We start from the raw sequence: 25094 nt of genomic DNA, 5'->3' as shown, positions 1-25094 counted from the left end.
GAAGTAGTGAAATTTCAATGTCCGATTCCAATACCGCTGAATCCGTAGTCACCTTGTCGTCCAAAGCGGAATACGAAAACTCCATCAATCTTTCACAGCACGTTCCACAAGCCAAGACCATCAGCGAGATGGTCCTGGACGCGTTTCAATCCACGCGGGAAAGCGACCAGATCCGCGAGCTGCGCGCCGCGATCCGCCACGCCCACGACAGCTTCGACGACGATAAAGCCTACGAATTGATGGGCGAGCTCAAGCAACTCAAAGATGCCGAAGCCGCTGACATTGCCGCGCTGGAAGACTTGAGCAGCAAATTCCCGATCAGCCGCATTCTCTCCAGTTTCAAGGACGATCCGGCCTTTCAGGAAATCGTCTATGGCCTGGCCTTGAAGGTGCTGAACCAGACGCATCAGGCCATCAGCAACCCGAGCAGTGGCAAGAGCAAAGCAGCTCGCGCCAAGAAAGATCTTGAAGTGTTCACCATCAGCAAGGACGGCGTGAGCGTCACGCTGCCGCTACGCACTCCCCGTTCGAGCCTGAACGTTGATCGCAAAGCGCTGGAATTCCTCGGCTTCACTTTCGTCGGCGAAGGCGATGACGCAGAGATCGAGAGCGAGACGTTCCTGGACAACACCGGGGCCGAACAAGCGGTCAACCGCAAGAACATCATCACCGCCCTTCAGCAACAAACCGCGTTCGACGGCTACAGCATCGCCGCGCAGTAACACGCCACACCTCAAAGCCCCGCCCTCGCAAGCGGGGCTTTTTATTGCCCGCTGGATTGATTACACCGACGGATGCAGCGCCGCGATCATGTCGATTTCGATGGGGGCGTTTTTCGGCAACTGGTAAACACCGACAGTCGTTCGCGTATGTCGACCGGCATCGCCCAATACATGCGTGAGCACGTCCGATGCACCGTTGGCCACTTCGCTCAGGTCCACAAAATCGAATGTGGACTTCACATACACCGTGATGCGAAGGAGCGCCTTGACGTTATCCAGTGAACCAACGGCTTCGCGGATCAGCGCCAGCCCGCGTATCGCACTGATGCTGGCGGCTTCTTGGGCATCTGCCATGTTGAGTTCCAGCCCGACGCGACCGGGGTACTGGATTTTGCCGTTCATGCGCGGCACCAGGCCACTGACGTACACCTCATCACCGTGCCGAAGCAGCGGCGCGTAGTGCCCGCCGGCTGCGTTCTCGTCGTAGATGTCAAAGCCGTGTTCTTTGGCCATCGCGAGGAAACGTTCATCGCGGGTTATCTGCTGAATCATCTACTGGACCCCCTTGGTCAAACATGCGAACCGCGCAGATGATGGTAAAGACAGTCGTTTGCGTTGATCAGGGCAAGTTCGTATAGAATCCAGCGAACTTTACTGCCAGGGAGACCAGTAAAATGCAGGCGCAGCGCGCAGTGATCGCCGCCATCGAATTCCAGCCAGGAGTTCCGCTGGTGCAGCAGATTGTCGATCAGTTGTCTGTGGCAATCAGCCAGGGAGGCTTGCCTCACGGGGCCAAGTTGCCACCGATTCGCGAATTGTCCGAGTTGATGAATGTCGGCAAATCCACGGTGGTCGACGCCCTGGACCGATTGCGCGCCAAGGGGCTGGTGGTTTCACGCCAGGGCTCGGGGCACTACGTCCAACGGCCTATCAACCAGCCACCGGCTGCGCCAGGCCCGGACATGCAACCCCAGGACATACTCAGTCGGGTCCGCCGCGCAATCCTGTTGAACAATGGCGCGTTGCGCCCCGGTTGCGGATTCTTGCCGGGTTCGTGGCTGCCCGCCGAAGAGCTGCTCAAAGCCGTGCGCGGCACCCTTCGTGCGACCGCGCTGCGCATGGGCGAATACGGTGAGGTAGGCGGTTACCTGCCGCTGCGCGAGGCGTTGCGGGTAAAGTTGTCGACCGTCGGCATCGACGTGCCGGTGGAGCAGATCATCACCACCGCCAACACCGTGCAAGCCATCGACCAGCTAATGCGCCTGTTGATAAAACCCGGCGATACGGTGCTGCTGGACGATCCGTGCTACTTCAACATGCACGCCAACCTGGCGTTGCACGGTGCCAAGGTCATCACCATTGCCCGCGATTGCGAGGGCCTGGATCTGGAGGCGTTCGAGCAATTGCTGATTGCCCATCGCCCCGTGCTGTACATGACCAACAGCACGCTGCACAACCCGACCGGGCACTCGTTCTCCGCCGCCCAGGTTTACCGTTTGCTGGAGCTGAGTCACCGTTACGGTTTCCACATCGTGGAAGACGACCTTTATGGCGATCTCCAGCAAAAACACACCCCGCGACTGGCTGCCAGTGGCCTGGACAACGTCAGCTACGTCTCCGGTTTTTCCAAGACTCTGACCGCCAACAGCCGGGTCAGCTACGCGGTGCTCTCGCCGCAACTGGCCGCACGGTTGATCCGTTTGAAGATGAGTTGCGGCGGCGTGACTTCAGAGTTGGCGGAACAAATTATCTGCACGATGCTCACCAACGGCACCTACGCCAAACACACCCGCCGCACCGTCGATCGCCTCTACGAATCGAGCAGCCGCGTGGCACGCTGGCTGGTGGAGGCCGGATGCTCGGTGTCTTCGCTGCCGGGCGAAGGCCTGTTCATCTGGACCCGTTTACCCGAAGGATTGCACGCCGAGACGCTGGCCAATAAAGGCCTTGAAAACGACCTCGTCCTGGCACCCGGCACCTTGTTGAGCAAAGCGGCTGATGCCAGCAGCTTCCTGCGCTTCAACGTCGCACACAGCGATAGCCCGCAGGTGCGTGAGCGGTTTTTCCGGCTGCTCGGTAGCTGAGGTTTATGTTCAGGAAAACGTGGTGCGTTGCTCTGCTGCGTAATGTCGAGTCTGAAAAGGCATAAGGGTTTGAGCCTTCAAGCCAAGGCCTTCACTCAATCCCCACGAGGCAGCAAGTTCATCACGGCGACGGCGAAGCGGCGCGGCTGTTTGTGGCTTCACGTCTTGCTTGAAAGTCGAGTATGCAAAAAGCTCAAGGACATTGAAGGTTTCCAGCACGCGGCTATCAGACACGCATGCAAAACGAGTGAAGCGTTCGAGCAAGTAGCCTGCACGGCGGATCTCGATCTCATCAGAATGCCGACTCAGAAATGCCGAGACTTCACTTTCAAGGTTTAAGTCCGAGTACCAAACAGCTTCGGCCGCGCTTACGAGCGCAGCGTCATTTGCTTGATTCAATGGGCTTTTGACCAGCGTGTCCAAAGCGGAAGAGAGGACGTGGCCGTTAAGGGGCTTCGTCATCTGTAATCTCCAGATAATTTTGCAAAATATTGTCGAGAACGGACGTTGGTGGCTCTTTGTTGCCAACATATACATCAATTGCCTGCAACGCCAATCGACGGAGTTCGGTGGTGATTATGAAGCCGCTCCTGAGAAGCGCCATGATATCGCCAATGTCTTGATCCGTTGCTCTGCCCAATTTAGATATGGCAATGTCGATGGGCGATGCAATGTGAACATGTAGAGGGGACTCGGTCGGAAACTCGGCAAGTGGCAGGCTCCGCTCCCAATAGTCCTCGTGAATTGGGCCAAAGCTTGTGTTGTATTGAAGGTCATAGTTCAGCTCCATCAACCTCCCCGACCGTTCATCGATAAATTGTTCGGGAACCTCCGCGAGCATGGTTTGGAGGTGAAGACTTTTGGGGACATTCGCTTCGTAAACTTCGGCATCGACATCTGTTGAAACACGGTGACTCGTATAGAGGTGAACTGCGCACCCACCGAAAACGATAATTTTTACCGCGCCTGTCTCTGCGTACTCAAGTACCAGCTCCGCTTCGACGGATTTGAACATCGAAATCAAAGCCTGCCCCAACGCCGTGCTCGTATTGACGCGGGGGGTAATTACGTCCGACAACTCCATGTTCGAACCTCAAACTGATGTGGGATAGCGATGCCGGTGATAGCGCGCGGGTACACGCCTGGCAGCTATTTGCGACTGAATTAGCCACACCCCCGAGGTTAGAAAGACGACTTCCGAGCGACAACCTGAAAACCTTGTAGGAGGGTTCTGCTGCATGAGTAGGCATGGAGTTCAACTGCCCTGCGTAGGCGTTTCAATAGCAGCCTTGCTATCAGCCGACACCCAACCGACTGAATCGCCCCCAACAAAAAGCCCCGCTCTTCTCTCGAAGGCGGGGCTTTTCTTTACAGCGTCCGACGCTTAAGGCGCGTACGTCAGCAACAGCTCGCTCGGCACTTTGAAGTCCAGGGACATCATCACGCTCAACGCGGTAATGGTGAAGATCGAGAACACGAACAGCTTGCGTGCCCAGACCGTGTCATCCACTGCCTTGTAGCCGGTCCAGGCCATGTACAACCAGTACATGCCCATGGCCGCGGCGACGGCGAGGTAGCTCATGCCGGCGTAGCCGCTGAAGGTCAGCATCAAGGTCGCCACGAGGAACGCCAGGATGTAGAGCAGGATGTGCTTCTTGGCCACTTCGATCCCGCGCTTAACGGGCAACACCGGTATCGATGCAGCCAGGTAATCGTTGAAGCGGAAAATCGCGATGGCGTAAGAGTGCGGCATCTGCCACAGGCTGAACATCACCAGCAACGTCAGTGCGGCCATGTCGAAGCTGTTGGTCACAGCGACGTAACCGATCACCGGCGGCATGGCGCCCGACAGACTGCCCACCAGCGTGCCGTGAACCGACTTGCGCTTGAGGTACAGGCTGTAGAAGCCGACGTAAATGACGAAACCGATCACTGCGAACAGCGCGGCCAACGGATTGGCCACCTTGTACAACAAGGCAACGCCGGCAACACCGAGGACGGTCGCGTAGATCAGTGCCAGTTTCAGGGAGATCAAGCCCTGGACCAGCACACGATTCTTGGTGCGTTCCATCTTCAGGTCGATGTCGCGGTCGATGCAGTTGTTGAACACGCAACCGGAAGCCACCACCAGGGACGTGCCGATCATGGCGGCCAGGAAAATGGCCAGATCGACATGCCCTTTCGAGGCCAGGAAAAATCCGCCCGCCACAGAAAGCACGTTACCGAAAATGATCCCCGGTTTGGTGATTTGGATAAAGTGCTTAAAGGACATCCGGACTTTCCTCAGTGCGCCATCATGACGGTGTGGATGCTGAACATGATCCACAGCGACAGGCCTACCAACAAGACGATTACCAGTGCGGCGAAAACAAACGCGATCACGTTGTTACGCTGGGCAGCCGAACGGTCCAGGTGGAGGAAGTACACCAGGTGCACGAGCACCTGGATCACTGCGAACGCCAGTACGATCCACAGGGTCATGGCTTTCGGCAGCGACGGGTACATCACCAGGCCGAAAGGAATGATCGTCAGGATCACCGACAGGATGAAGCCGATGGCGTACGACTTGACGCTGCCGTGGCTATCGTCGTGGCCGTGGCCATCGTGGGAGTGTGCATTAGCCATTACAGGGTCCCCATCAGGTAAACAACGGTGAATACGCAGATCCACACCACGTCCAGGAAGTGCCAGAACAGGCTCAGGCAGCTCAGACGGGTCTTGTTGGTCGCCGTCAGGCCGTTTTTCTGGACCTGATACATCATGATCGCCATCCAGATCAGACCGCTGGTCACGTGCAGACCGTGGGTGCCGACCAGGGTGAAGAACCCGGACAGGAAGCCAGACCGGTTAGGACCGTAGCCTTCGGAGATCAGCATGTGGAACTCGTTGATCTCCATGCCGATGAAGCCCAGGCCGAACAGGAAGGTGATGGCCAACCAGCCCAGTACCGCCTTCTTGTTGCCCTTGAACAACGCCAGCATGGCGAAGCCGTAGGTGATCGAACTGAACAACAGGCAGGCGGTTTCGCCCAGCACGTATGGCAGTTCGAAGATGTCGTGGCCCGACGGGCCACCCGCTACGTTGTTAACCAGTACCGCGTACACCGCGAAGATCGACGCAAACAAAATGCAGTCGGTCATCAGGTAGAGCCAGAAACCGAATACGGTCATCTCGCCCGAGTCGTGGTGATGGTCATCGTGCCCATGTCCATCGACATGGGTGTGTCCAGCATTGGTCACTAAGTTCGACATGGTTTAAGCCTGTTCCAACGAGGTTTCAACACGGGTGGCAGAGGCCGGGAGTTTCCCTGCGGCTACCAGACGTTTGCGCTGCTCGGCTTCGGTGCGCTCGATCACGTCGACCGGCACCATGTAGCCCTGGTCATCACGGGCAGCGTGGATCACGAAGTAGATCACGGCACCGGCGAGGCCGAAGATGGCCATCCACCAGATGTGCCAGATCATCGCGAAACCGAACACGGTCAACAGAGCACCCATGACCAGGCCGGTCGCGGTGTTGTTTGGCATGTGGATCGGCTCGTACTTGACCGGAGTCTGGTACGCAGTACCGTCTTCCTTGGCTTCAGTGAACGGGTCGATGCAGTCGGCTTTCGGCAGTACGGCAAAGTTATAGAACGGTGGTGGCGACGAGGTCGACCATTCCAGCGTGTGGGCATTCCACGGGTCGCCGTGCTCGCACATGTTTTCCGGCTTCTTACGGTCACGGACACTGACGTAGAGCTGGATCAACTGGCAGGCGATACCGCAGGCGATCATTACCGCACCGAACATGGCAACGTACAGGTACGGCACCCACTCAGGGTTGGTGGTGGCGTTCAGACGACGGGTCATGCCCATGAAGCCCAGTGCATAGAGCGGCATGAACGCGACGAAGAAGCCCGAGATCCAGAACCAGAACGCAGCCTTGCCCCAACCTTCGTGCAGCTTGAAGCCGAACGCTTTAGGGAAGTAGAAGCCGAAGCCTGCGATGTAACCGAACACGGCGCCGCCGATGATCACGTTGTGGAAGTGAGCGATCACGAACAGGCTGTTGTGCAGGACGAAGTCCGCACCCGGAATGGCCAGCAGTACGCCGGTCATGCCGCCGATGGCGAAGGTCACCATGAAGCCCAGGGTCCACAGAACCTGGCTGGTGAAACGCAGACGCCCTTGGTAAATGGTGAACAGCCAGTTGAATAGCTTCACCCCCGTCGGGATCGAAATCAGCATCGTCGCCAGGCCGAAGAAGGCGTTGACGTTGGCACCCGAACCCATGGTGAAGAAGTGGTGCAGCCAAACCATGAAGCCCAGGATCGAGATCGCGCCCGAGGCGTAGATCATCGAGTGGTGGCCGAACAGTTTCTTGCCGGTGAAGGCCGAGATGACTTCAGAGAAGATCCCGAACGCCGGCAGAATCAGGATGTAAACCTCGGGGTGACCCCAGGCCCAGAACAGGTTGACGTACATCATTGGATTGCCACCAAGTTCATTGGTGAAAATGTGGAAATCCATGTAACGGTCAAGCGTCAGCAAAGCCAGGGTAGCGGTCAGGATCGGGAAGGAAGCGACGATCAATACGTTGGCCCAGGTGCAGGTCCAGGTGAAGATCGGCATGTCCATCAGTTTCATGCCCGGGGTACGCATTTTCAGCACGGTGGCCAGGAAGTTGACCCCCGTCAGTGTCGTCCCGAGTCCCGATAGCTGCAGGGCCCAGATGTAGTAGTCGACACCCACGCCAGGGCTGTAGCCCAGTTCCGACAGCGGTGGATATGCAACCCAACCGGTACGGGCGAATTCGCCGACACCCAGGGACACGTTAACCAGCACCACGCCAGACATCAGCAGCCAGAAGCTCAGGGAGTTCAGGAACGGATAGGCAACGTCACGCGCGCCGATCTGCAGCGGCACTGCAAGGTTCATCAGGCCGGTGAAGAATGGCATCGCCATGAAGATGATCATGATCACACCGTGAGCGGTGAAGATCTGGTCATAGTGTTCAGGCGGCAGGTAGCCAGGCGAACCTTCGGTGGACATGGCCAACTGGGTACGCATCATGATGGCGTCGGCAAAACCGCGCAGCAGCATGACCATGGCCACGATGATGTACATCACGCCGATTTTCTTGTGGTCGACCGACGTCAGCCACTCGGTCCACAGGTAGGTCCACTTCTTGAAGTAGGTGATTGCAGCGAACACGCCCAGACCGCCGAGCGCGATCATGGCAATGGTCACCATTACGATCGGTTCGTGGAACGGGACCGCTTCCCAACTTAATTTACCAAACATCGTTTACTCCTCTGCCCCGGCAGCTGAATGCGAACTCATGTCCATCCCTTCCATCTGGGCCACTTCTTTCTCTTTCTTCTCGTGGTCGACTTTCGGACCTGCTTTCATGCCTTCGTACTTGTCGACGATGGTCTGGAACAGGTTCGGCGTGAACGAGGAGTAGAGCTCTACTGGATTGTTCTGGCTTGGTTTGGAAAGGGCTTCGTATTCAGCTTTTTCAAGCTGTTTAGGTGCCTTCTTGACATCACTGACCCAGGCATCGAAATCCGCCTGAGAGGTGGCGATTGCTTTGAACTTCATGCCGGTGAAACCCGCGCCGCTGTAGTTGGCGGAGATACCGTCGAATTCAGCGTTCTGGTTGGCAATCAGGTGCAGCTTGGTCTGCATGCCCGCCATCGCGTAGATCTGGCCACCCAGGCCCGGGATGAAGAACGAGTTCATCACGGTGTCGGAGGTGATCTGGAAGTTAATTGGCGTGTTGGCCGGGAAGACGATCTTGTTGACCGTGGCGATCCCTTGCTCGGGATAGATGAACAGCCACTTCCAGTCCATGGACACCACTTGAATGGTGATCGGCTTGACGTCGGACTCAATCGGACGATACGGGTCCAGGGCGTGGGTCGACTTGTAGGTGACATAACCCAGGGCAATGATGATCAGCACCGGAATCGCCCATACGGCGACTTCGATCTTGGTGGAGTGCGACCATTTTGGCGTGTACACGGCGTCCTGGTTAGAGGCGCGGTATTTCCACGCAAACAGGAAGGTCATGACGATGACCGGTACCACGACCAGAAGCATCAGCAGCGTTGCGGTGATGATCAGGTTTCGCTCGTCCAGGCCGACCTGACCCTTGGGATCGAGCAAGGTCATGTTGCAGCCTGACAGCAGCAACGTGCCGAGCAGCGGCAATAAGCCTAGTAGTCTGGGGTACCTGTTTTTACTCATCTCACGACCTCTAAAGCAGCTTGCGCAATGCAGTTGGGTTTTGATCGCCAACACTTCACCCTGCCAAGGGTTGGCATTTTTCTTGGATTGAATAAGTGGCTGCCCGTCGCGCGTCAGACGCTGTTCGACAAATCCTGGGCTAGCGTTAAGTTCTTATTCGAATTCGTGGTCAAAGGCCTTGTTACAGACCAATTCCATTTGGTGCGGATAGTTGGAAGGCTCCGACACCTGGGGGTCGCATGGAGCGTTCAAGCTCCTCGACGCCCTACTTCATGCTCAAGGTGAGCAGTGCCGGGAATTCAGTGCGGGCGATTGTAGATATGTAACGATTCATAAACCATGTCTCATCCCGAAATAATTTTTATCCATTCCAGCAACAATCATTAACGGTTTTCGCAAAAGTGCGGCATCTTATCGAAATTAATTCTCAACAAAAACACCAAAATTAGTAGGTCTACCTAACGCAGTTCAGACAGCTTCGAGGCCATCGCCGTCGCCCCCGACCCTGCCCAAGCCCCTACGTGACAAGGGCTCTGGCAATTCGCCAGACCCTGTTAAAACTGCCTGCTTCACCGTTTTCGGCGGGTGACGTCCAATCGCCGAAAGAGACCAATGTTGTTGCGCGGCCATGCACCAATTCACGGCGTTGAAACGCCTTGCGACACTCGCGCTGTGACAACATGTCGCACATGTGTCGCACCCTTCCCTGTCACACATCACGGTCTTTTTACTTGAGCCCTGAAATGCAAAACGCCCCGACCCTCTCAACGAGGGCCGGGGCGTTTTCGGGTTGACTCAACGGTGCGGCGACAGCCTCAGCGCAGTGCTTTGCGGTTACGCACAGTGAGCAGCGGAACCAGCACCACGATCAGCACGAACGCCACCAGCGCCCATTGCGCCAGCGACAGACCGAGGATCGGCGGGTACGGCGTGGAGCAGAAGCCATCGACCTGGAAGCCCAGCGGGAAAATCTTCGCCAGCGGCAGGCCATCGACAATCGGCTGCAGCACATCAACGCCGCAACTGACCGCCGGATAGAACTGGGTAAAGACGTGATGCCCAGCCACCGCGACGCCGGCCAATGCGCAGATCACCACCAGGGTTTCAAACACCGTGATGCTGCGACGGGTGCGCATGGCCGCGCCGATGAAGGCAAACAGCGCGACCAGCAACAACGCATAGCGTTGCAGGATGCACAGCGGGCATGGCGCCTCGCCCAGCACAACCTGCATGTACAGCGCGCCGCCGATCAGTGCCAGGCAGATGATGCCCAGCAACACCAGATAACGCCGCTCACGTCCCAACCGTATTGTTTCCTCGCTCATCGCGTTTCCCTTTTGTGCTCGTGGATCAGCTCGCCGGCGGCTGCGCTTGCAGCTGCTGCATCAGGCTGATGTTGTCTTCGATATGCCAATTGGCCGCGATGCGACCGTTATTGATCTGATAGATATCGGTTGCCCGGAAGTCTACACGCTGGCCCTGCCCTTTGAGAGCCTTGAAGGGACCTGTGAAGTGACCGCGAAAGTGCAAATGCACCACCACCCGGTCGCCGGCAATGATCATTTGCTCGATCTCGCAGCTCAGGTCCGGCACTGCCGTGCGAAAGAACTTCGACGCCAGCAATGGCCCGGTCGGCCCCTGGACCCGGCCTTCGGGCGGTGTCTTGTCGACGAACTGCTCCGACAAGGCCGCCTTGGCCAACGCCTCCTCCCCCGTATTCCAGAAACTGCCATAACGCCGGGCGGCCAATTCCATGGCATCGCGCTGCACCTTGGGCAAGCTCTGATCGACGATCAGCGTCTGCGGCTGGAGCAAGGCGGATTCGGCAAACGCGGACGGGCTGGCCAATACAGCAGCCGTCAGCAGGAGGCGGGAGAAGGTGATGTGAGTCATGGGGCGATCCTGATTGTGTAAACGAACGAGCGCCTATCATCAGCATCGGGGAATAAACGATAAACCGGTTAAGAACGGATTAACTTTTAAAGGATTTTTACGAATCAAGACCGAGGGGCGGCCAATCGCGAGCAGGCTCGCGATGAAGGCGACTCGGCCTCCCGAGTCGCCGCAGAGGTTTATTCCAGCGCCGAAGCCGGTCCAAAGAACTCGTAACGGCTTTGCTTCTCCGGTACACCCAAGGCCTTGAGGTGGCGCTTGATGGCCGACATGAAACCTTTAGGCCCCAGGAAGTAAGCATCCAGATCGCGCTGCTCCGGCAGCCACTCGCCCAGTTGCTCACGGCTCAGCAGCCCGACCTTGTCCGCCGCCGGACTCACGCCGTCATCTTCGGCGTAGCAATAGAAGCGCTTGAGCTGCGGGTGACGCTCGGCCAGACCATCGATCCAGTCGCGGAAGGCGTGAACGCTGCCGTTACGCGCGCAGTGGATAAAGTGCACCGGACGCTCGGTCGCCAGCGCCGCTTCAAGCATTGCCAGGGTCGGGGTGATCCCGACGCCGCCGCTGATCAGCACCAGCGGTTTGTCGCTGGCGGTCAGGGTGAACTCGCCCGATGGCGGAAACAGCTGAATGCTCGCGCCGACATGCAACTGATCGTGCAAGTGATTGGAGGCGCGGCCACCGGACTCACGCTTGACGCTGATGCGGTACTGGCCTTTGTTGGCCAGTGCCGACAACGAATAGTTTCGACGGATCTCCTCGCCATCGAGGATCAGCTTCATGCCGATGTATTGGCCTGGTTCAGCGGCCAGAATCGCGCCTTTGTCTGCAGGTTCGAAGTAGAACGAGGTGATTTCCGCGCTTTCCTCGACCTTGGCCACGACGATGAACTCACGCGCCCCACGCCAGCCGCCCGGCGCCTGTTCTTTTTGGTCGTAGATGCTGGTTTCGGCACCGATCAGGATCTCGGCCAATTGACCATACGCCGCGCCCCAGGCGCTCATCACTTCAGGCGTGGCGATTTCGTCGCCCAGCACTTCGCTGATGGCCCGCAGCAGGCAGGTGCCGACGATCGGGTAATGTTCAGGCAGGATTTGCAGGGCCACGTGCTTGTTGATGATCTTGGCCACCAGATCGCCCAATTGATCGAGCTGATCGATGTGCCGCGCGTACATCAACACGCCGTTGGCCAGTGCGCGGGGCTGATCACCGCTGGCCTGGTGGGCCTGGTTGAACAGCGGGCGGACTTCCGGGTATTCGGAGAGCATCATGCGGTAGAAGTGCGTGATCAACGCTTCACCACCGCTTTCGAGCAGCGGCACGGTGGATTTGACGATGGCACGGTCTTGAACGCTAAGCATAAGGTCGACTCCAGCTTTATGTGAATTACCCTAGGCTTATCAGTTTCCATGCCAAGATTTAAAACCTTATAAATCAATAGCTTGAAAACATCGTAGTCATATCGACACTTCCTGATTTATAGTCATGTCGACTACATGGAGTCACTATGACTGCAAAATCACTGCTCACCGCCCTGCTGCCCCTGGTCTCCGACCTGTCCCGCGAATTGCCCGAAGGCGAGCGCTATCGGCGCTTGCTCGAAGCCATGCGCGCCCTGCTCCCCTGCGATGCCGCCGCCCTGCTGCGCCTTGATGGCGAATGGCTGGTGCCGCTGGCCGTGGACGGGTTGAGCACCGACACCCTCGGCCGACGCTTCAAAGTCAGCGAACACCCGCGCTTCGAAGCACTGCTCAGCAGTCACGGCCCGACGCGGTTCGCCGCCGACAGTGACTTGCCCGATCCTTACGACGGCCTGGTCGATGGCCTCGACGAGCATCTGGAAGTTCACGATTGCATGGGCTGCCCGCTGTTTATCGACGAGCGCCCGTGGGGCTTGCTGACCCTCGACGCCCTCGACCCGGAACGATTTGAACCGATTGAACTGGACGCCCTGCAAGCCTTCGCCAGCCTCGCCGCCGCCACCGTCAACGCCGCCGAGCGCATAGAACGCCTGGCCAATCGTGTCGAAGACGAACATCAGCGCGCCGAGGTTTATCGTCAGGCCAGCGGCCAGCAGAACCGCGAGATGATCGGCCAGAGCAAGGCGCATAAGCGCCTTGTGGAAGAAATCAACCTGGTGGGCGGCAGCGACCTGACCGTGCTGATAACTGGCGAAACCGGCGTCGGCAAAGAGCTGGTGGCACAGGCGATTCACGCAGCCTCCCCTCGCGCGGATAAACCGATCATCAGCCTCAACTGCGCCGCCCTCCCGGACACGCTGGTCGAAAGCGAACTGTTCGGCCATGTCCGCGGCGCCTTTACGGGTGCAACGAATGATCGTCGCGGCAAGTTCGAACTGGCAAATGGCGGCACGCTGTTTCTCGATGAAGTCGGCGAACTGTCGCTGACCGTGCAGGCCAAATTGTTGCGGGTCCTGCAAAGCGGTCAGTTGCAGCGCTTGGGGTCGGATAAAGAACATCAGGTGGACGTGCGACTGATCGCGGCGACCAACCGTGACCTGGCCGAAGAAGTGCGCAGCGGCCGCTACCGGGCCGACTTCTATCATCGCCTCAGTGTTTACCCGCTGCAGGTGCCGGCGCTGCGGGATCGTGGACGGGACGTGCTGTTGCTCAGCGGCTACTTCCTGGAACAGAACCGCTCGCGCATGGGCCTCAATAGCCTGCGGCTGACCAGCGACGCGCAGGCTGCTTTGCTGGCTTACGACTGGCCAGGGAATGTGCGGGAGCTGGAGCACTTGATCGGTCGCAGCGCGTTAAAAGCGCTGGGCAATTGCAAGGAACGGCCGAAGATTCTCAGTTTGAGTGCGGCGGATCTGGACTTGCCCAATGGCAGTGTCGAACTCCCCGCCGAACAACCCGCTGCAGTGCCTGTCGCGTTGGTCGCCGGAGATCTGCGTGAAGCCACCGAGCATTATCAACGCCAATTGATCAGTGCCTGCCTGGAACGGCATCATCACAATTGGGCGAGTGCGGCGCGTGAGCTCGGGCTGGATCGGGCGAATCTGGGGCGGATGGCCAAGCGATTGGGGATGAAATGACGATCCGACGACGGGGCCCTACCATTCAACCGAAATACTAAAGCCTGCCCTTAACAAGTCGATAACCCGGCATCAATAGATTTTGGCGATTCTTTACTCGCCCATCACCTTTTTCCACAGAAGGTTTTTATGTCCACCACCAAAGCCCGCGCAGACTCACTTTCGCTTCTGCTGTTTACCTTGCGCAGCGGCAAGCTGATGGCAATCAACCTGCTGAAAGTCAGCGAAATCATCCCCTGCCCGCCGTTGACCAAGCTGCCGGAGTCGCATCCCCACGTCAAAGGCATCGCCACGTTGCGCGGCGCCTCGTTATCGGTGATTGACCTCAGCCGCGCTATCGGCGAGCGACCGCTGGAAGACCCGAACGGTGGCTGCCTGATCGTCACCGACGTCAGCCGCTCCAAACAGGGCCTGCATGTTCAGGCCGTGAGCAAGATCGTGCATTGCCTGACCACCGACATCCGCCCGCCGCCCTTTGGTTCCGGCGGTGTGCGCTCGTACATCACCGGTGTGACTTCGGTCGACGGCACGCTGGTGCAAGTGCTGGACATCGAAAAAGTCATCCACGGCATCGCCCCGGCGCAGATCGAAATGGCCCCGACCGAGCTGAGCATGGAAGACGCTGAAGTGCTGGGCAACGCACGGATTCTGGTGGTCGACGACAGCCAGGTCGCCCTGCAGCAATCGGTGCACACCCTGCGCAACCTCGGCCTGCAATGCCACACCGCCCGCAGCGCCAAGGAGGCCATCGACTGCCTGCTGGACCTGCAAGGCACGGCGCAGCAGATCAACCTGATCGTCTCGGACATCGAAATGTCGGAGATGGACGGCTATGCCTTCACCCGCACCCTGCGCGAAACCCCGGACTTCTCGCACCTTTATGTATTGCTGCACACGTCTCTGGACAGTGCGATGAACAGCGAAAAAGCGCGCCTGGCCGGGGCCAACGCGGTGCTGACCAAGTTCTCGTCGCCAGAACTGACCAAGTGCCTGATCGCGGCGGCCAAGGCTGTCGCCGAACAAGGTCACTGAGTCTTGGCCGAGCAATTCTGCTTTTTGATGCGGCGCAACCTGGCGCAGGGTGTGTCCGACATCACGTGGCCCAAGGGAATCGACCTCGTTCAATACCGCCCCGAATTGGCCGAAGCCGTTCACCGCTTGATGGAAACGGGTTACCAGGAAGGTGGCGGTCGCGTACCTGCCCTGGACGTTTGGCAACAGCGGTTTGAGACCGATCCCGAATACGATCCATCCCTGTGTTTCATTGCGCTCGATGGCGAGCGCATCGTCGGCGTATGCCAGTGCTGGACCAGCGCCTACATCAAAAACCTGGTGGTGCATCCTCAGGCCCAAGGCCTCGGGCTTGGCCGTGCGTTGCTGCTGCATGCGTTCAAAGTGTTTCAGGATCGCCGGGAAGGCTTTGTGGATCTGAAGGTCCTGGAAGACAACCTTCGGGCGCAGCGCTTGTATGAAAGTGCCGGGATGTATGTGGTCCGCCGGGAATTGGTTCCGGTCTGAACCACCGCATTCGCGGGCAAGCCCGCTCCCACAGTTGATCGCGTAAATCCTGTGGGAGCGAGCCTGCTCGCGATGGGGCCGACACATTCACCACTAAACCATCAGGCATACTCCGACCCTCGGCCAACTCAATGCCCAAGGATGTCTGCCCCCATGAAAGCCACCACCCTGACCTTCCTCTGCCTCACCGCCCTCGCCACCCACGCCCACGCCTCCAGCCCGGACGCTTGGGCCGCCTACGACAAAGCCGTCCTCGCCAGTTGCACCAAGGCCAGCGGCCTGAAAGACGCCAAACCCGTCGGCACCGCCGCCCAGTTTGACGACCGCGTCGGCTACACCGCATTACTGCTGCAAGGCCAATACCCGCAAAAACACATGAAAGGCCAGCAAGGCACCGAACTCTGCCTCTACAACAAGAAAACCAAAACCGCCTACGTGACCGAATGGGACGCCATCCGCCCCGCAACCAAAGCCCAGTGACTGGCGCATAACTTGCTTCGACGCAGGTCTATGCGGTGAGATTCTGACGCCGCTTCCTGACTTTTACCTGCGACCTGAAGCCTGATGAATACGACGTTTTCCTGCGTAGGCTGCGGCAAATGCTGCACCGACCACCACGTGCCCCTGACCCTGGCCGAAGCCCGCATGTGGGCAGCCGACGGCGGTCAAGTGATCGTGCTGGTGGAAGGTTTCCTAGGCAACGGCCTGGGCCTGCCGGCGCAACAACGCGAACACGCCGAACGCCGCTCAGCGCGGGTTCGAAGTGGCGCGTCTGACGCCTACGTCGCGATTACCTTTGCCGCCTACAACGTCGGTCGCTGCCGGAATCTTGACGAAGACAACCTCTGCCGCATCTATGAACGTCGGCCGCTGGTCTGCCGCATCTACCCGATGGAAATCAACCCGCACATCGCGCTGAACACCGCCGTTAAAGAATGCCCGCCGGAGTCCTGGGAACAAGGCCCTGACTTGATCATTGGCGGCGAGCTGGTGGATCAGGAACTGGCGGCACTGATCCAGCGCTCACGTCAGGCGGATCGAGACGACATTCAGACCAAGGATGCAATTTGCGGATTGCTGGGGATTCGGACTACAGCGCTGAAGGGAGATGGGTTTACCGCTTATCTGCCGGACATGAGCGCGTTTGCTGCGGTCATTGATCAGGCTTCAGCGCAACCGCTGGAGACGTCTGGCAGTGACTGGTTGTTTCATGTGTCGGGGGAGGATATCGCCGGGCAAGTGCAGGCAGCCGGGGCGCAAGTGGCGATGGATGCGCCAGTGAACTATGCGTTTATTTCGTTGCGGGCGGCTTGATCCAGAGGATATGTCGTCTGGCATGGCCTCATCGCGGGCAAGCCCGCTCCCACAGGTGATCTACATAAGACACAGGTTTTGTGTACGACGAAAATCCACTGTGGGAGCGGGCTTGCCCGCGATGAGGCCACAACAGGCACCGCAGAAGCTAAAACTCAGCGCTTACCCATCGAACGACGCGTCCCCGGAGGCGCAGCCCCCGGCGTCTTGGTATGGCCATTCTTCGCGCCATTCTTGTACCAAGGCTGGCTCGCGTTCTTCGCAGCAGCCAACTCACCCGGTTTGAACGGGAACTTGAACGCCGGAATCGCGGCTTTGGTTTCGCTGTCTGCGCTGGAGTCGACGCTGTCTGGCAGGTCTGCCTGGTCGTCGCTCAAAGCGTCGGCAACCGGCGGTTGTGTCGGGGAAGTCATGAAAGCTCCGGGTGATGCAAAAGAGTCGGGCCCGGTCAGCGAGCCGCGAAAGCCGGCAGTATACCCGTGTCGAGCGCCGCAAGCTTCACGCCGCAAGCGAGTCCGTCGGGTTTTGTTCGCGAGCAACCCCAGCACCTGTGGGAGCGGGCTTGCCCGCGAAGAACGATAACGCGGTCAACCTGACCGAACGCTATTTACGCCGGAACCTCAACCCTATCCAACACCCGATTCACCGCCAACTCCGCCAGCATGACCACCTGCTGAATCGCCAACACCGTATGCCGCTGCGGCCCCACCAGACTCGTCGCAAAATCACCGGCCATCACACTCGCCGACGCCAAAGACTCACAGGCATGAGCCAACAGACTTTCAGAATCAACTTCGGGGACAACCATGAACATCGTGCTTGGACGACGGGGTTTTACGCTGTATTGCCCGGGTGGATCGAGGTAGTAATCGAGCGCGCGCTTTATCGCTTCATGGTCTTTGATGAGCGCTTCGGCCTGGGCGGTCTCGGCGTTTTGGGTTGTGGTGTTGAGGGGTGGGTCGGGGATTAACTTATCCATGCAAATTTCCTTTTGATGTTGGAGCCATCAATTTCCGATCTCACTCGGAACAGAGGTGGCAGCTATGTGCGGTGTGAGATTACCGGCAAAAGGAACCCGGCCAGACCGAAGTCCGCCCGCACACAGCCGCCATAAAAAACTTGCAGGCAGCGGATAAGCTGGCGGCAATTATGGGGGGCCTTGCGCTGGTTTCCAATTGTTCAGCCGGAATCTCACTCCCGGTCGCTGAGTTTTCAGCGACAGCCAGAGGTTAGAGAACACGCTTCCTACCCGGCAACCTGAAAAATGCGTGGGAAAGTGCTGTGTTTCTTACACATCGTTAAACACAAAAATGGAACGCGGAGCGTCCCGGGCGGCATTCCCACGCGGAGCGTAGGGAACGATCACGGGGCAGCAGGGAGAGACTGGTCGGCTGGCATGCCGCCATCGCCGACAGGCCAGCCCCCACAGCAAATCGAGGCGTACCGCCCGCTTCTCACCACTCAACAGGCCGAGCGGTAGCTCGCCTGCAGCTTTTGATCTTGATCCACCCGCCCCTTCGGCAGGCTGAGTGGAGGCGTTCATCTGGGGGGAGGCGCGTAGCGCCGTTCGACGAAGTCGAACACATCGAGAGGAGGTCGTCGCGAAGCAGACCGGAGGCGATGCCCCCAGATGAATGCCGGAACGAAGGAACACCGAGCCCCAGCGAGGGGCCGGACGCCGGGGCGAGACCTTTTGGTTCCTTTTGGGGCGTTTGCCAAAAGGGACTCGCCGTAAGGGCGAAACCGCCAGCCGCCATCACCGCAGCAACGGATATGCGCCCAGTCACCCCAAAGCATGGTCGGCCCAAAGGCCGCCAAGACCAAAAGAACGCCCCAAACTGACAGCGCCGTCAGTTACCAGTCACCTTCCCGACCACCAAACAGGTTTATAAAGGAAAATACAAACCCGACCAAAACCCCAAGCCCCGGCGCCCCACACGCATGCGAATTCAGAAAAAACCCGCCCTGCTCGCAACCCTTCTGATCGTCATGGCAGCGCTGGGCGTGTGGTACGCCACCAAACCCGCCACAACCAAACTCACCGCGCCCACAGCAATCCCCGTTCGCGTCGTCAGCGTCACCGCAAAAGACGTCCCCCGCTACGTCAGCGGCATCGGCTCAGTCCTATCACTGCACAGCGTCGTCGTCCGCCCGCAAATCGACGGCATCCTCACCAAAATCATGGTCAAAGAAGGCCAACTGGTGAACAAAGGCGACCTGCTCGCGACCATCGACGACCGTTCGATCCGCGCCAGCCTCGACCAGGCCCGCGCGCAACTCGGCGAAAGCCAGGCACAACTGCAAGTCGCACAAGTCAACCTCAAGCGCTACAAACTGCTCAGCGTCGACGACGGCATATCCAAGCAGACCTACGACCAGCAACAAGCCCTGGTCAACCAACTCAAAGCCACCGCCCAAGGCAACCAAGCCTCGATCGACGCCGCGCAAGTACAGCTTTCCTACACACAGATTCGCTCCCCGGTCACCGGCCGAGTCGGTATTCGCACAGTGGATGAAGGCAACTTCCTGCGCATGACCGACGCCCAAGGCCTGTTCACCGTGACCCAGATCGACCCGATTGCCGTGGAATTCTCCCTGCCACAGCAAATGCTGCCCACCCTGCAAGGCCTGATCAACGACCCGGAGCACGCGCAGGTGAAAGCCTACATCGGTGCCGACACCGACGGCGAAACCGGCAACCTGCTGGGCGAAGGCCACCTGACCCTGATCGACAACCAGATCAGCGCCAACACCGGGACCATCCGCGCCAAGGCTGAATTCAACAACCCCGCGCAGAAACTCTGGCCGGGCCTGCTGGTGACGGTAAAAATTCAGACAGCGCTGGATAAAGATGCGCTGGTGGTGCCGCCCACCGTCGTACAACGCGGCCTCGATCAACATTACGTGTACCGGGTCAACGGCGACAAAGTCGAAACCGTCACCGTGCAGATGGTTGCTCAAGGCAGCGGCCAGGACATCATCAAAGGCGTTAAACCCGGCGACATATTGGTCAGTGACGGCCAATCGCGGCTCAAGCCCGGTTCCACCGTTCAGGTGCTGACCGACCCGCCGCAAGTGGTTCAGTCGGAGTCCAAGCCATGAAAGGCCACGGCTCGATCTCGGCCTGGTGCATCGATCACCCGGTCGCCACCATTCTGCTGACGTTTGCCTTGGTGCTGCTCGGCGTCATCGCCTTTCCGCGCCTGCCCATCGCGCCGCTGCCAGAGGCGGAATTCCCGACCATACAGGTCGCCGCGCAACTCCCCGGCGCCAGCCCGGAAACCATGGCGTCGTCGGTGGCCACGCCGCTTGAAGTGCAATTCAGCGCCATCCCCGGCGTGACCCAGATGACGTCGAGCAGCGCCCTGGGCTCGACCAACCTGACCCTGCAATTCACCCTCGACAAAAGCATCGACACCGCCGCCCAGGAAGTACAGGCCGCGATCAACACCGCCGCTGGCAAACTGCCGAAAGACATGCCGACCCTGCCGACGTGGCGCAAGGTCAACCCGGCTGACAGCCCGGTGCTGATTCTCAGCGTCAACTCGACACAAATGCCCGGCACTGAACTCAGCGACCTGGTGGAAACCCTGCTCTCGCGTCAGATCAGTCAGATCAACGGCGTAGGCCAAATCAACATCACCGGTCAGCAACGTCCGGCGATTCGCGTTCAAGCCTCGGCGGACAAACTCGCCGCTATCGGCCTGACGCTGGCGGACATTCGCCAGGCAATCCAGAACACCAGCCTCAACCTGGCCAAAGGTGCGTTGTATGGCGAGTCGAGCATCTCGACGCTGTCGACCAACGACCAGCTCTTCCAACCCGAGGAATACAGTCAGCTCATCGTTTCCTACAAGGACGGTGCACCGGTTCACCTCAAGGACGTCGCCAAAGTCGTCAACGGTTCGGAAGATGCCTACGTGCAAGCCTGGGCCGGTGACAAGCCTGGGGTGAACCTGGTGATTTCCCGGCAACCGGGGGCCAACATCGTCGAAACAGTGGATCGCATTCAGGCCGCCCTGCCGGGCCTCGAAGCCATGCTGCCGGCGTCGGTGCAGGTCAAGGTGCTGGTCGACCGGACCCAGACCATCCGTGCCTCGCTGCATGAAGTGGAAGTCACCCTGCTGATCGCGATCCTGCTGGTGGTGGCGGTGATGGCGCTGTTCCTGCGCCAGTGGTCGGCAACCATGATTGTGTCCGCCGTGCTGGGTGTTTCGCTGACCGCCAGTTTCGCCCTCATGTACATCATGGGTTTCAGCCTCAACAACCTGACGCTGGTAGCGATCGTGGTGGCCGTGGGGTTTGTGGTCGACGATGCGATTGTGGTTGTGGAGAACATTCACCGTCACCTTGAGGCTGGCGACGGCATGCGCGAGGCGGCGATCAAGGGCGCCGGCGAGATTGGTTTTACCGTGGTGTCCATCAGCTTCTCGCTGGTGGCGGCGTTCATTCCGCTGCTGTTCATGGGCGGCGTGGTCGGGCGGCTGTTCAAGGAGTTCGCCCTGACCGCCACCTCGACCATTATGATTTCGGTGGTGGTATCCCTGACATTGGCGCCCACGCTCGCCGCGCTGTTCATGCGTGCGCCGGTGCATCACGCCCACAGCAAACCGACGTTTGGCGAACGCTTGCTGGCGGGCTACGAAAAACTCCTGCGCCGCGCCCTCGCCCACCAGAAATTGATGATCGGGGTGTTCTGCCTGTCACTGGGCCTGGCGATTGCCGGTTACATCTTTATCCCCAAGGGCTTTTTCCCGGTGCAGGACACCGGTTTTGTCCTCGGGACCACCGAAGCCGCCGCCGATATTTCCTACGGCGACATGGTGAAAAAACACTTGGCGATGGCCGAAATCGTCGCCGCAGACCCCGCCGTCGCGGCGTTTTCCCACTCGGTCGGCGTCTCGGGCAGTAACCAGACCATCGCCAACGGCCGCTTCTGGATCTCCCTGAAAAAACGCGGAGACCGTGACGTTTCGGCCAGTCAGTTCATTGACCGGATTCGCCCGAAACTGATGAAAGTCCCGGGCATCGTGCTGTACCTGCGTGCCGGCCAGGACATCAACCTCAGCTCCGGGCCGAGTCGCGCCCAGTACCAATACGTGCTCAAGAGCAACGACGGCGCGACCCTCAGCTCCTGGACCCAGCGCCTGACGGAAAAGCTGCGCGCCAACCCGGCGTTCCGCGACATTTCCAACGACCTGCAACTGGGCGGCAGCATCACCCACATCAGCATCGACCGCAGCGCCGCCGCGCGTTTCGGCCTGACCGCCAGTGATGTCGATGAGGCGCTGTACGATGCGTTCGGTCAGCGGCAGATCAACGAGTTCCAGACCCAGATCAACCAATACAACGTGATTCTGGAACTGGATACCAAACAACGCGGCAAAGCCGAAAGCCTCAACTACTTCTACCTGCGCTCACCCCTGAGCGGGGAAATGGTGCCGCTGTCGGCACTGGCGAAATTCGATGCGCCCACCGTCGGCCCGCTGTCCATTGCCCATGACGGTATGTTCCCGGCCGCCAACCTGTCGTTCAACCTGGCGCCCGGCGTGGCGTTGGGCGATGCCGTGATCATGCTCAACCAGGCCAAGGCCGAGATCGGCATGCCGGCGGCCATGAGCGGTAACTTCCAGGGTGCGGCGCAGGCATTCCAGAGTTCGCTGGCCAGCCAGCCGTGGCTGATTCTGGCGGCGCTGGTGGCGGTATACATCATTCTCGGCGTGCTTTACGAGAGCTTCGTGCACCCGCTGACCATCATCTCGACACTGCCATCGGCGGGGCTCGGCGCGGTGATCATGCTGTGGATCTGCGGCCAGGACTTTTCGATCATGGCGCTGATCGGGCTGGTGTTGCTGATCGGGATCGTGAAGAAAAACGGCATCCTGATGATCGACTTCGCACTCGATGCCCAACGCAACGGCGGCTTGGCGCCGGAAGAGGCGATTTTCAAGGCCTGTATCACGCGGTTCCGGCCGATCATCATGACCACCCTCGCCGCCCTGTTGGGTGCATTGCCACTGATGCTCGGCTACGGCACCGGCGCCGAACTGCGCCAGCCATTGGGGATCGCGGTCGTCGGCGGCTTGCTGGTAAGTCAGGCGCTGACGTTGTTCACCACTCCGGTCATATACTTGTGGCTCGAGCGGCTATTCCATAAGCCCAAACCTGCACCGATGCCGGCGCTGGCAACCACAGACTGAGGCGGGGTCATGCGCGTTCTGATTATCGAAGACGAAGAAAAAACCGCGGACTATTTGCACCGCGGCCTGACGGAACAGGGTTACACCGTGGACCTGGCGCGCGACGGCATCGAAGGCCTGCACCTGGCGCTGGAAAGCGACTACGCGGTGATCGTCCTCGACGTCATGCTGCCGGGCCTCGACGGCTTCGGCGTACTGCGTGCCTTGCGTGCACGCAAGCAAACTCCGGTGATCATGCTCACCGCCCGCGAGCGTGTCGAAGACCGCATCAAAGGCCTGCGCGATGGCGCAGACGATTATCTTGGCAAGCCGTTTTCCTTCCTGGAACTGGTGGCACGCCTGCAAGCGCTGACCCGACGCAGCGGCGGCCACGAACCGGTGCAAGTGAGCATCGCCGACCTGTGGATAGATTTGATCAGCCGCAAGGCGACCCGCGCCGGTACGCGTCTGGACCTGACTGCCAAGGAGTTCTCGCTGCTGAGCGTGCTGGCCCGTCGGCAGGGTGAAATCCTCTCGAAAACGGCGATTGCCGAAATGGTCTGGGACATCAATTTCGACAGCGACGCCAACGTCGTCGAAGTCGCGATCAAGCGCCTGCGGGCCAAGCTCGACGGGCCGTTCGACGAAAAACTGCTGCACACGATCCGTGGCATGGGTTATGTGCTGGAGAGCCGCGGTGTCCAGTAACTCGATTGCGCTGCGCCTCAGTGGGATGTTTACGCTGGTGGCGCTGCTGGTGTTCCTGCTGATCGGCTGGGCGCTGTATCAACAGGTCGATAAAGGCCTGGGCCTGTTGCCCGAAGCCGAGCTGGACGCGCGCTACAGCGTGCTCGAATCCACGGTCGGGCGTTATGGCACGCCGGAGCATTGGGTGAAGATCAACAACAAGCTCAATCTGCTCGGCGAAGAAGACAAGCGCATCAGTTTCTGGATCATCAGCGGCGATCCGAACTACGAATACGGCAACCTGACGCCGCAGATCCGCGCCTTTGCCGAAGGCCCGCTGGGGATGCGCGACATGACCCTGCCGGACCAGCCGTATCCGCTGAAAGTGTTGGTCAGCCAGTTCCCGGCCAAGGATCAACGCCCGCCGCTGCGCTTCATGATCGGCATCGACACCGAGACGTTTTTCCAGACTCAGCATCACCTGCTGATCGCCCTGATCAGCCTCGCGATCATCGGCGTGTTGCTGGCTTCGGCACTGGGGTATTGGGTAGCGCGCATTGGTCTGAAACCGTTGATCAAGTTGTCTCAGGAAGCCCAGCGACTGGCGCCGCCATTGCGTTCCGGGCGCTTGCGCATGTCGTCATTGCCGCCGGAACTCAATCAGTTCGTCCATTCGTTCAACTCGACACTGGAGCGGGTTGAACAGGCCTATTCGCGGCTGGAGTCGTTCAACGCCGACGTTGCCCATGAACTGCGTTCGCCCTTGACCAACCTGATCGGCCAGACCCAGGTGGCGCTCACTCGCGGGCGTTCTGCCGAACACTATTTCGAAGTGCTGCAATCGAACCTTGAAGAGCTGGAGCGGCTGCGTTCGATCATCAATGACATGCTGTTTCTTGCCAGCGCGGATCAGGGCAGCAAGGCCACCAAACTGACGTCCACCTCGCTGGCCAATGAAGTGGCGACGACCCTGGAATATCTGGATTTCATTCTTGAGGATGCGCAGGTTCAGGTACGCGTCAGTGGTGATGCGCAAGTGCGGATCGAGATCGCGCATTTGCGCCGGGCGCTGATTAATTTGTTGAGTAACGCGGTGCAGCACACCGAGCCCGGACAAATGATCGAGGTGAATATCGAGGTTGAGGCGCATCAGGTGAGCATCGGTGTGGCCAACCCTGGCTCACCGATTGCCAGCGAGCATTTGCCTCGATTGTTCGAGCGTTTTTACCGGGTGGATGCGTCACGCAGCAATAGCGGCAACAACCACGGGTTGGGGCTGGCGATCGTCAAGGCGATTGCACTGATGCACGGCGGGGATGTGTTTGTGCGCAGTGATCACGGGATGAATACCTTCGGCATCCACCTTCCGGTCTGACGATCAACTGTTGCTTTATCAGCAATAGTCC

The 25094-nt window shown here is 59.1% G+C and carries 24 protein-coding genes; 11 read left to right on the top strand and 13 right to left on the bottom strand.

Annotation, left to right across the window (positions count from 1 at the left end):
* Positions 1–17: 17 nt before the first annotated feature.
* Positions 18–722, top strand: a complete 705-nt coding sequence (locus BLQ41_RS10490; RefSeq protein WP_090180345.1) for a hypothetical protein — start codon at positions 18–20, stop codon at positions 720–722.
* 60 nt (positions 723–782) lie between these two features.
* On the opposite strand, the gene BLQ41_RS10485 is transcribed toward BLQ41_RS10490, so the two are convergent.
* Complete coding sequence (locus BLQ41_RS10485) at positions 783–1274, bottom strand: RidA family protein (RefSeq protein WP_090180342.1); 492 nt, start codon at positions 1272–1274, stop codon at positions 783–785.
* Between the two features lie 122 nt (positions 1275–1396).
* Here BLQ41_RS10485 and BLQ41_RS10480 point away from each other — a divergent pair, with 122 nt between their 5' ends.
* Positions 1397–2806 carry an aminotransferase-like domain-containing protein gene (locus BLQ41_RS10480; protein WP_090180338.1) on the top strand — a complete coding sequence of 470 codons (1410 nt, stop codon included), beginning with the start codon at positions 1397–1399 and terminating at the stop codon, positions 2804–2806.
* 9 nt (positions 2807–2815) lie between these two features.
* On the opposite strand, the gene BLQ41_RS10475 is transcribed toward BLQ41_RS10480, so the two are convergent.
* The 10 genes from BLQ41_RS10475 to hmpA form a co-directional block, all read right to left on the bottom strand.
* Positions 2816–3268: a hypothetical protein gene (locus BLQ41_RS10475; protein ID WP_090180335.1), complete on the bottom strand. Its 453-nt coding sequence runs from the start codon at positions 3266–3268 to the stop codon at positions 2816–2818.
* Positions 3252–3890 (bottom strand): DUF6036 family nucleotidyltransferase, encoded by a 639-nt coding sequence (locus tag BLQ41_RS10470; RefSeq protein WP_197678922.1) that lies wholly within the window; start codon positions 3888–3890, stop codon positions 3252–3254. The genes BLQ41_RS10475 and BLQ41_RS10470 overlap by 17 nt, the downstream gene beginning before the upstream one ends.
* Before the next feature lie 300 nt (positions 3891–4190).
* Positions 4191–5078, bottom strand: coding sequence for a heme o synthase (cyoE, locus tag BLQ41_RS10465; RefSeq protein WP_090180333.1), 888 nt, complete (start codon positions 5076–5078; stop codon positions 4191–4193).
* Between the two features lie 11 nt (positions 5079–5089).
* A complete protein-coding gene (gene cyoD / locus BLQ41_RS10460; protein WP_027922712.1) occupies positions 5090–5431 on the bottom strand; it encodes a cytochrome o ubiquinol oxidase subunit IV in 342 nt (113 codons plus the stop codon).
* Entirely contained in the window at positions 5431–6057 is a 627-nt protein-coding gene (locus BLQ41_RS10455; protein ID WP_027922711.1) for a cytochrome o ubiquinol oxidase subunit III, read from the bottom strand. The genes cyoD and BLQ41_RS10455 overlap by 1 nt, the downstream gene beginning before the upstream one ends.
* A gap of 3 nt (positions 6058–6060) precedes the next feature.
* Positions 6061–8091, bottom strand: coding sequence for a cytochrome o ubiquinol oxidase subunit I (gene cyoB / locus BLQ41_RS10450; RefSeq protein ID WP_090180330.1), 2031 nt, complete (start codon positions 8089–8091; stop codon positions 6061–6063).
* 3 nt (positions 8092–8094) lie between these two features.
* Positions 8095–9039: a ubiquinol oxidase subunit II gene (gene cyoA / locus BLQ41_RS10445; protein ID WP_090180327.1), complete on the bottom strand. Its 945-nt coding sequence runs from the start codon at positions 9037–9039 to the stop codon at positions 8095–8097.
* A gap of 815 nt (positions 9040–9854) precedes the next feature.
* Positions 9855–10364, bottom strand: a complete 510-nt coding sequence (locus BLQ41_RS10435; RefSeq protein ID WP_090180321.1) for a disulfide bond formation protein B — start codon at positions 10362–10364, stop codon at positions 9855–9857.
* A gap of 25 nt (positions 10365–10389) precedes the next feature.
* Positions 10390–10932, bottom strand: coding sequence for an ester cyclase (locus BLQ41_RS10430; RefSeq protein WP_090180318.1), 543 nt, complete (start codon positions 10930–10932; stop codon positions 10390–10392).
* Positions 10933–11111: 179 nt separating this feature from the next.
* Entirely contained in the window at positions 11112–12293 is a 1182-nt protein-coding gene (gene hmpA / locus BLQ41_RS10425; RefSeq protein ID WP_090180316.1) for an NO-inducible flavohemoprotein, read from the bottom strand.
* A 146-nt stretch (positions 12294–12439) separates the two neighbouring features.
* On the opposite strand from hmpA, the gene norR reads away from it, so the two are divergent.
* The 5 genes from norR to BLQ41_RS10400 all read left to right on the top strand — a co-directional run bounded on the left by norR (position 12440) and on the right by BLQ41_RS10400 (position 16822).
* The gene (gene norR, locus BLQ41_RS10420; protein ID WP_090180313.1) at positions 12440–13990 is read left to right on the top strand and encodes a nitric oxide reductase transcriptional regulator NorR; all 1551 of its coding nucleotides are present in this window, start codon (positions 12440–12442) and stop codon (positions 13988–13990) included.
* A 129-nt stretch (positions 13991–14119) separates the two neighbouring features.
* Complete coding sequence (locus tag BLQ41_RS10415) at positions 14120–15022, top strand: chemotaxis protein CheV (protein WP_090180310.1); 903 nt, start codon at positions 14120–14122, stop codon at positions 15020–15022.
* Positions 15023–15049: 27 nt separating this feature from the next.
* Positions 15050–15508, top strand: a complete 459-nt coding sequence (locus BLQ41_RS10410) for a GNAT family N-acetyltransferase (RefSeq protein ID WP_090188459.1) — start codon at positions 15050–15052, stop codon at positions 15506–15508.
* Between the two features lie 153 nt (positions 15509–15661).
* The gene (locus BLQ41_RS10405; protein ID WP_090180307.1) at positions 15662–15988 is read left to right on the top strand and encodes a hypothetical protein; all 327 of its coding nucleotides are present in this window, start codon (positions 15662–15664) and stop codon (positions 15986–15988) included.
* Positions 15989–16072: 84 nt separating this feature from the next.
* Positions 16073–16822 carry a YkgJ family cysteine cluster protein gene (locus tag BLQ41_RS10400; RefSeq protein WP_090180304.1) on the top strand — a complete coding sequence of 250 codons (750 nt, stop codon included), beginning with the start codon at positions 16073–16075 and terminating at the stop codon, positions 16820–16822.
* Positions 16823–16977: 155 nt separating this feature from the next.
* Here the strand turns inward: BLQ41_RS10400 and BLQ41_RS10395 are convergent, their stop codons facing one another.
* Positions 16978–17235: a hypothetical protein gene (locus BLQ41_RS10395; protein ID WP_007905458.1), complete on the bottom strand. Its 258-nt coding sequence runs from the start codon at positions 17233–17235 to the stop codon at positions 16978–16980.
* A gap of 194 nt (positions 17236–17429) precedes the next feature.
* Positions 17430–17801, bottom strand: a complete 372-nt coding sequence (locus tag BLQ41_RS10390) for a DUF6124 family protein (protein WP_090180301.1) — start codon at positions 17799–17801, stop codon at positions 17430–17432.
* Between the two features lie 962 nt (positions 17802–18763).
* Here BLQ41_RS10390 and BLQ41_RS10380 point away from each other — a divergent pair.
* From BLQ41_RS10380 to BLQ41_RS10365, 4 genes are read left to right on the top strand one after another with little or no spacing between them, the layout of a single operon-like run.
* Positions 18764–19924: an efflux RND transporter periplasmic adaptor subunit gene (locus BLQ41_RS10380; protein WP_090180296.1), complete on the top strand. Its 1161-nt coding sequence runs from the start codon at positions 18764–18766 to the stop codon at positions 19922–19924.
* Entirely contained in the window at positions 19921–23022 is a 3102-nt protein-coding gene (locus BLQ41_RS10375; RefSeq protein WP_090180294.1) for a multidrug efflux RND transporter permease subunit, read from the top strand. Before BLQ41_RS10380 ends, BLQ41_RS10375 begins: the two co-directional genes overlap by 4 nt.
* 9 nt (positions 23023–23031) lie before the next feature.
* Entirely contained in the window at positions 23032–23709 is a 678-nt protein-coding gene (locus BLQ41_RS10370) for a heavy metal response regulator transcription factor (protein WP_090180292.1), read from the top strand.
* Complete coding sequence (locus BLQ41_RS10365; protein ID WP_090180289.1) at positions 23699–25063, top strand: heavy metal sensor histidine kinase; 1365 nt, start codon at positions 23699–23701, stop codon at positions 25061–25063. Before BLQ41_RS10370 ends, BLQ41_RS10365 begins: the two co-directional genes overlap by 11 nt.
* Positions 25064–25094 lie beyond the last annotated feature (31 nt).

Origin of the sequence: Pseudomonas arsenicoxydans (genome assembly GCF_900103875.1) — a bacterium.
GTDB lineage: Bacteria > Pseudomonadota > Gammaproteobacteria > Pseudomonadales > Pseudomonadaceae > Aquipseudomonas > Aquipseudomonas arsenicoxydans.
This window is presented reverse-complemented; position numbering and strand designations above follow the sequence as displayed.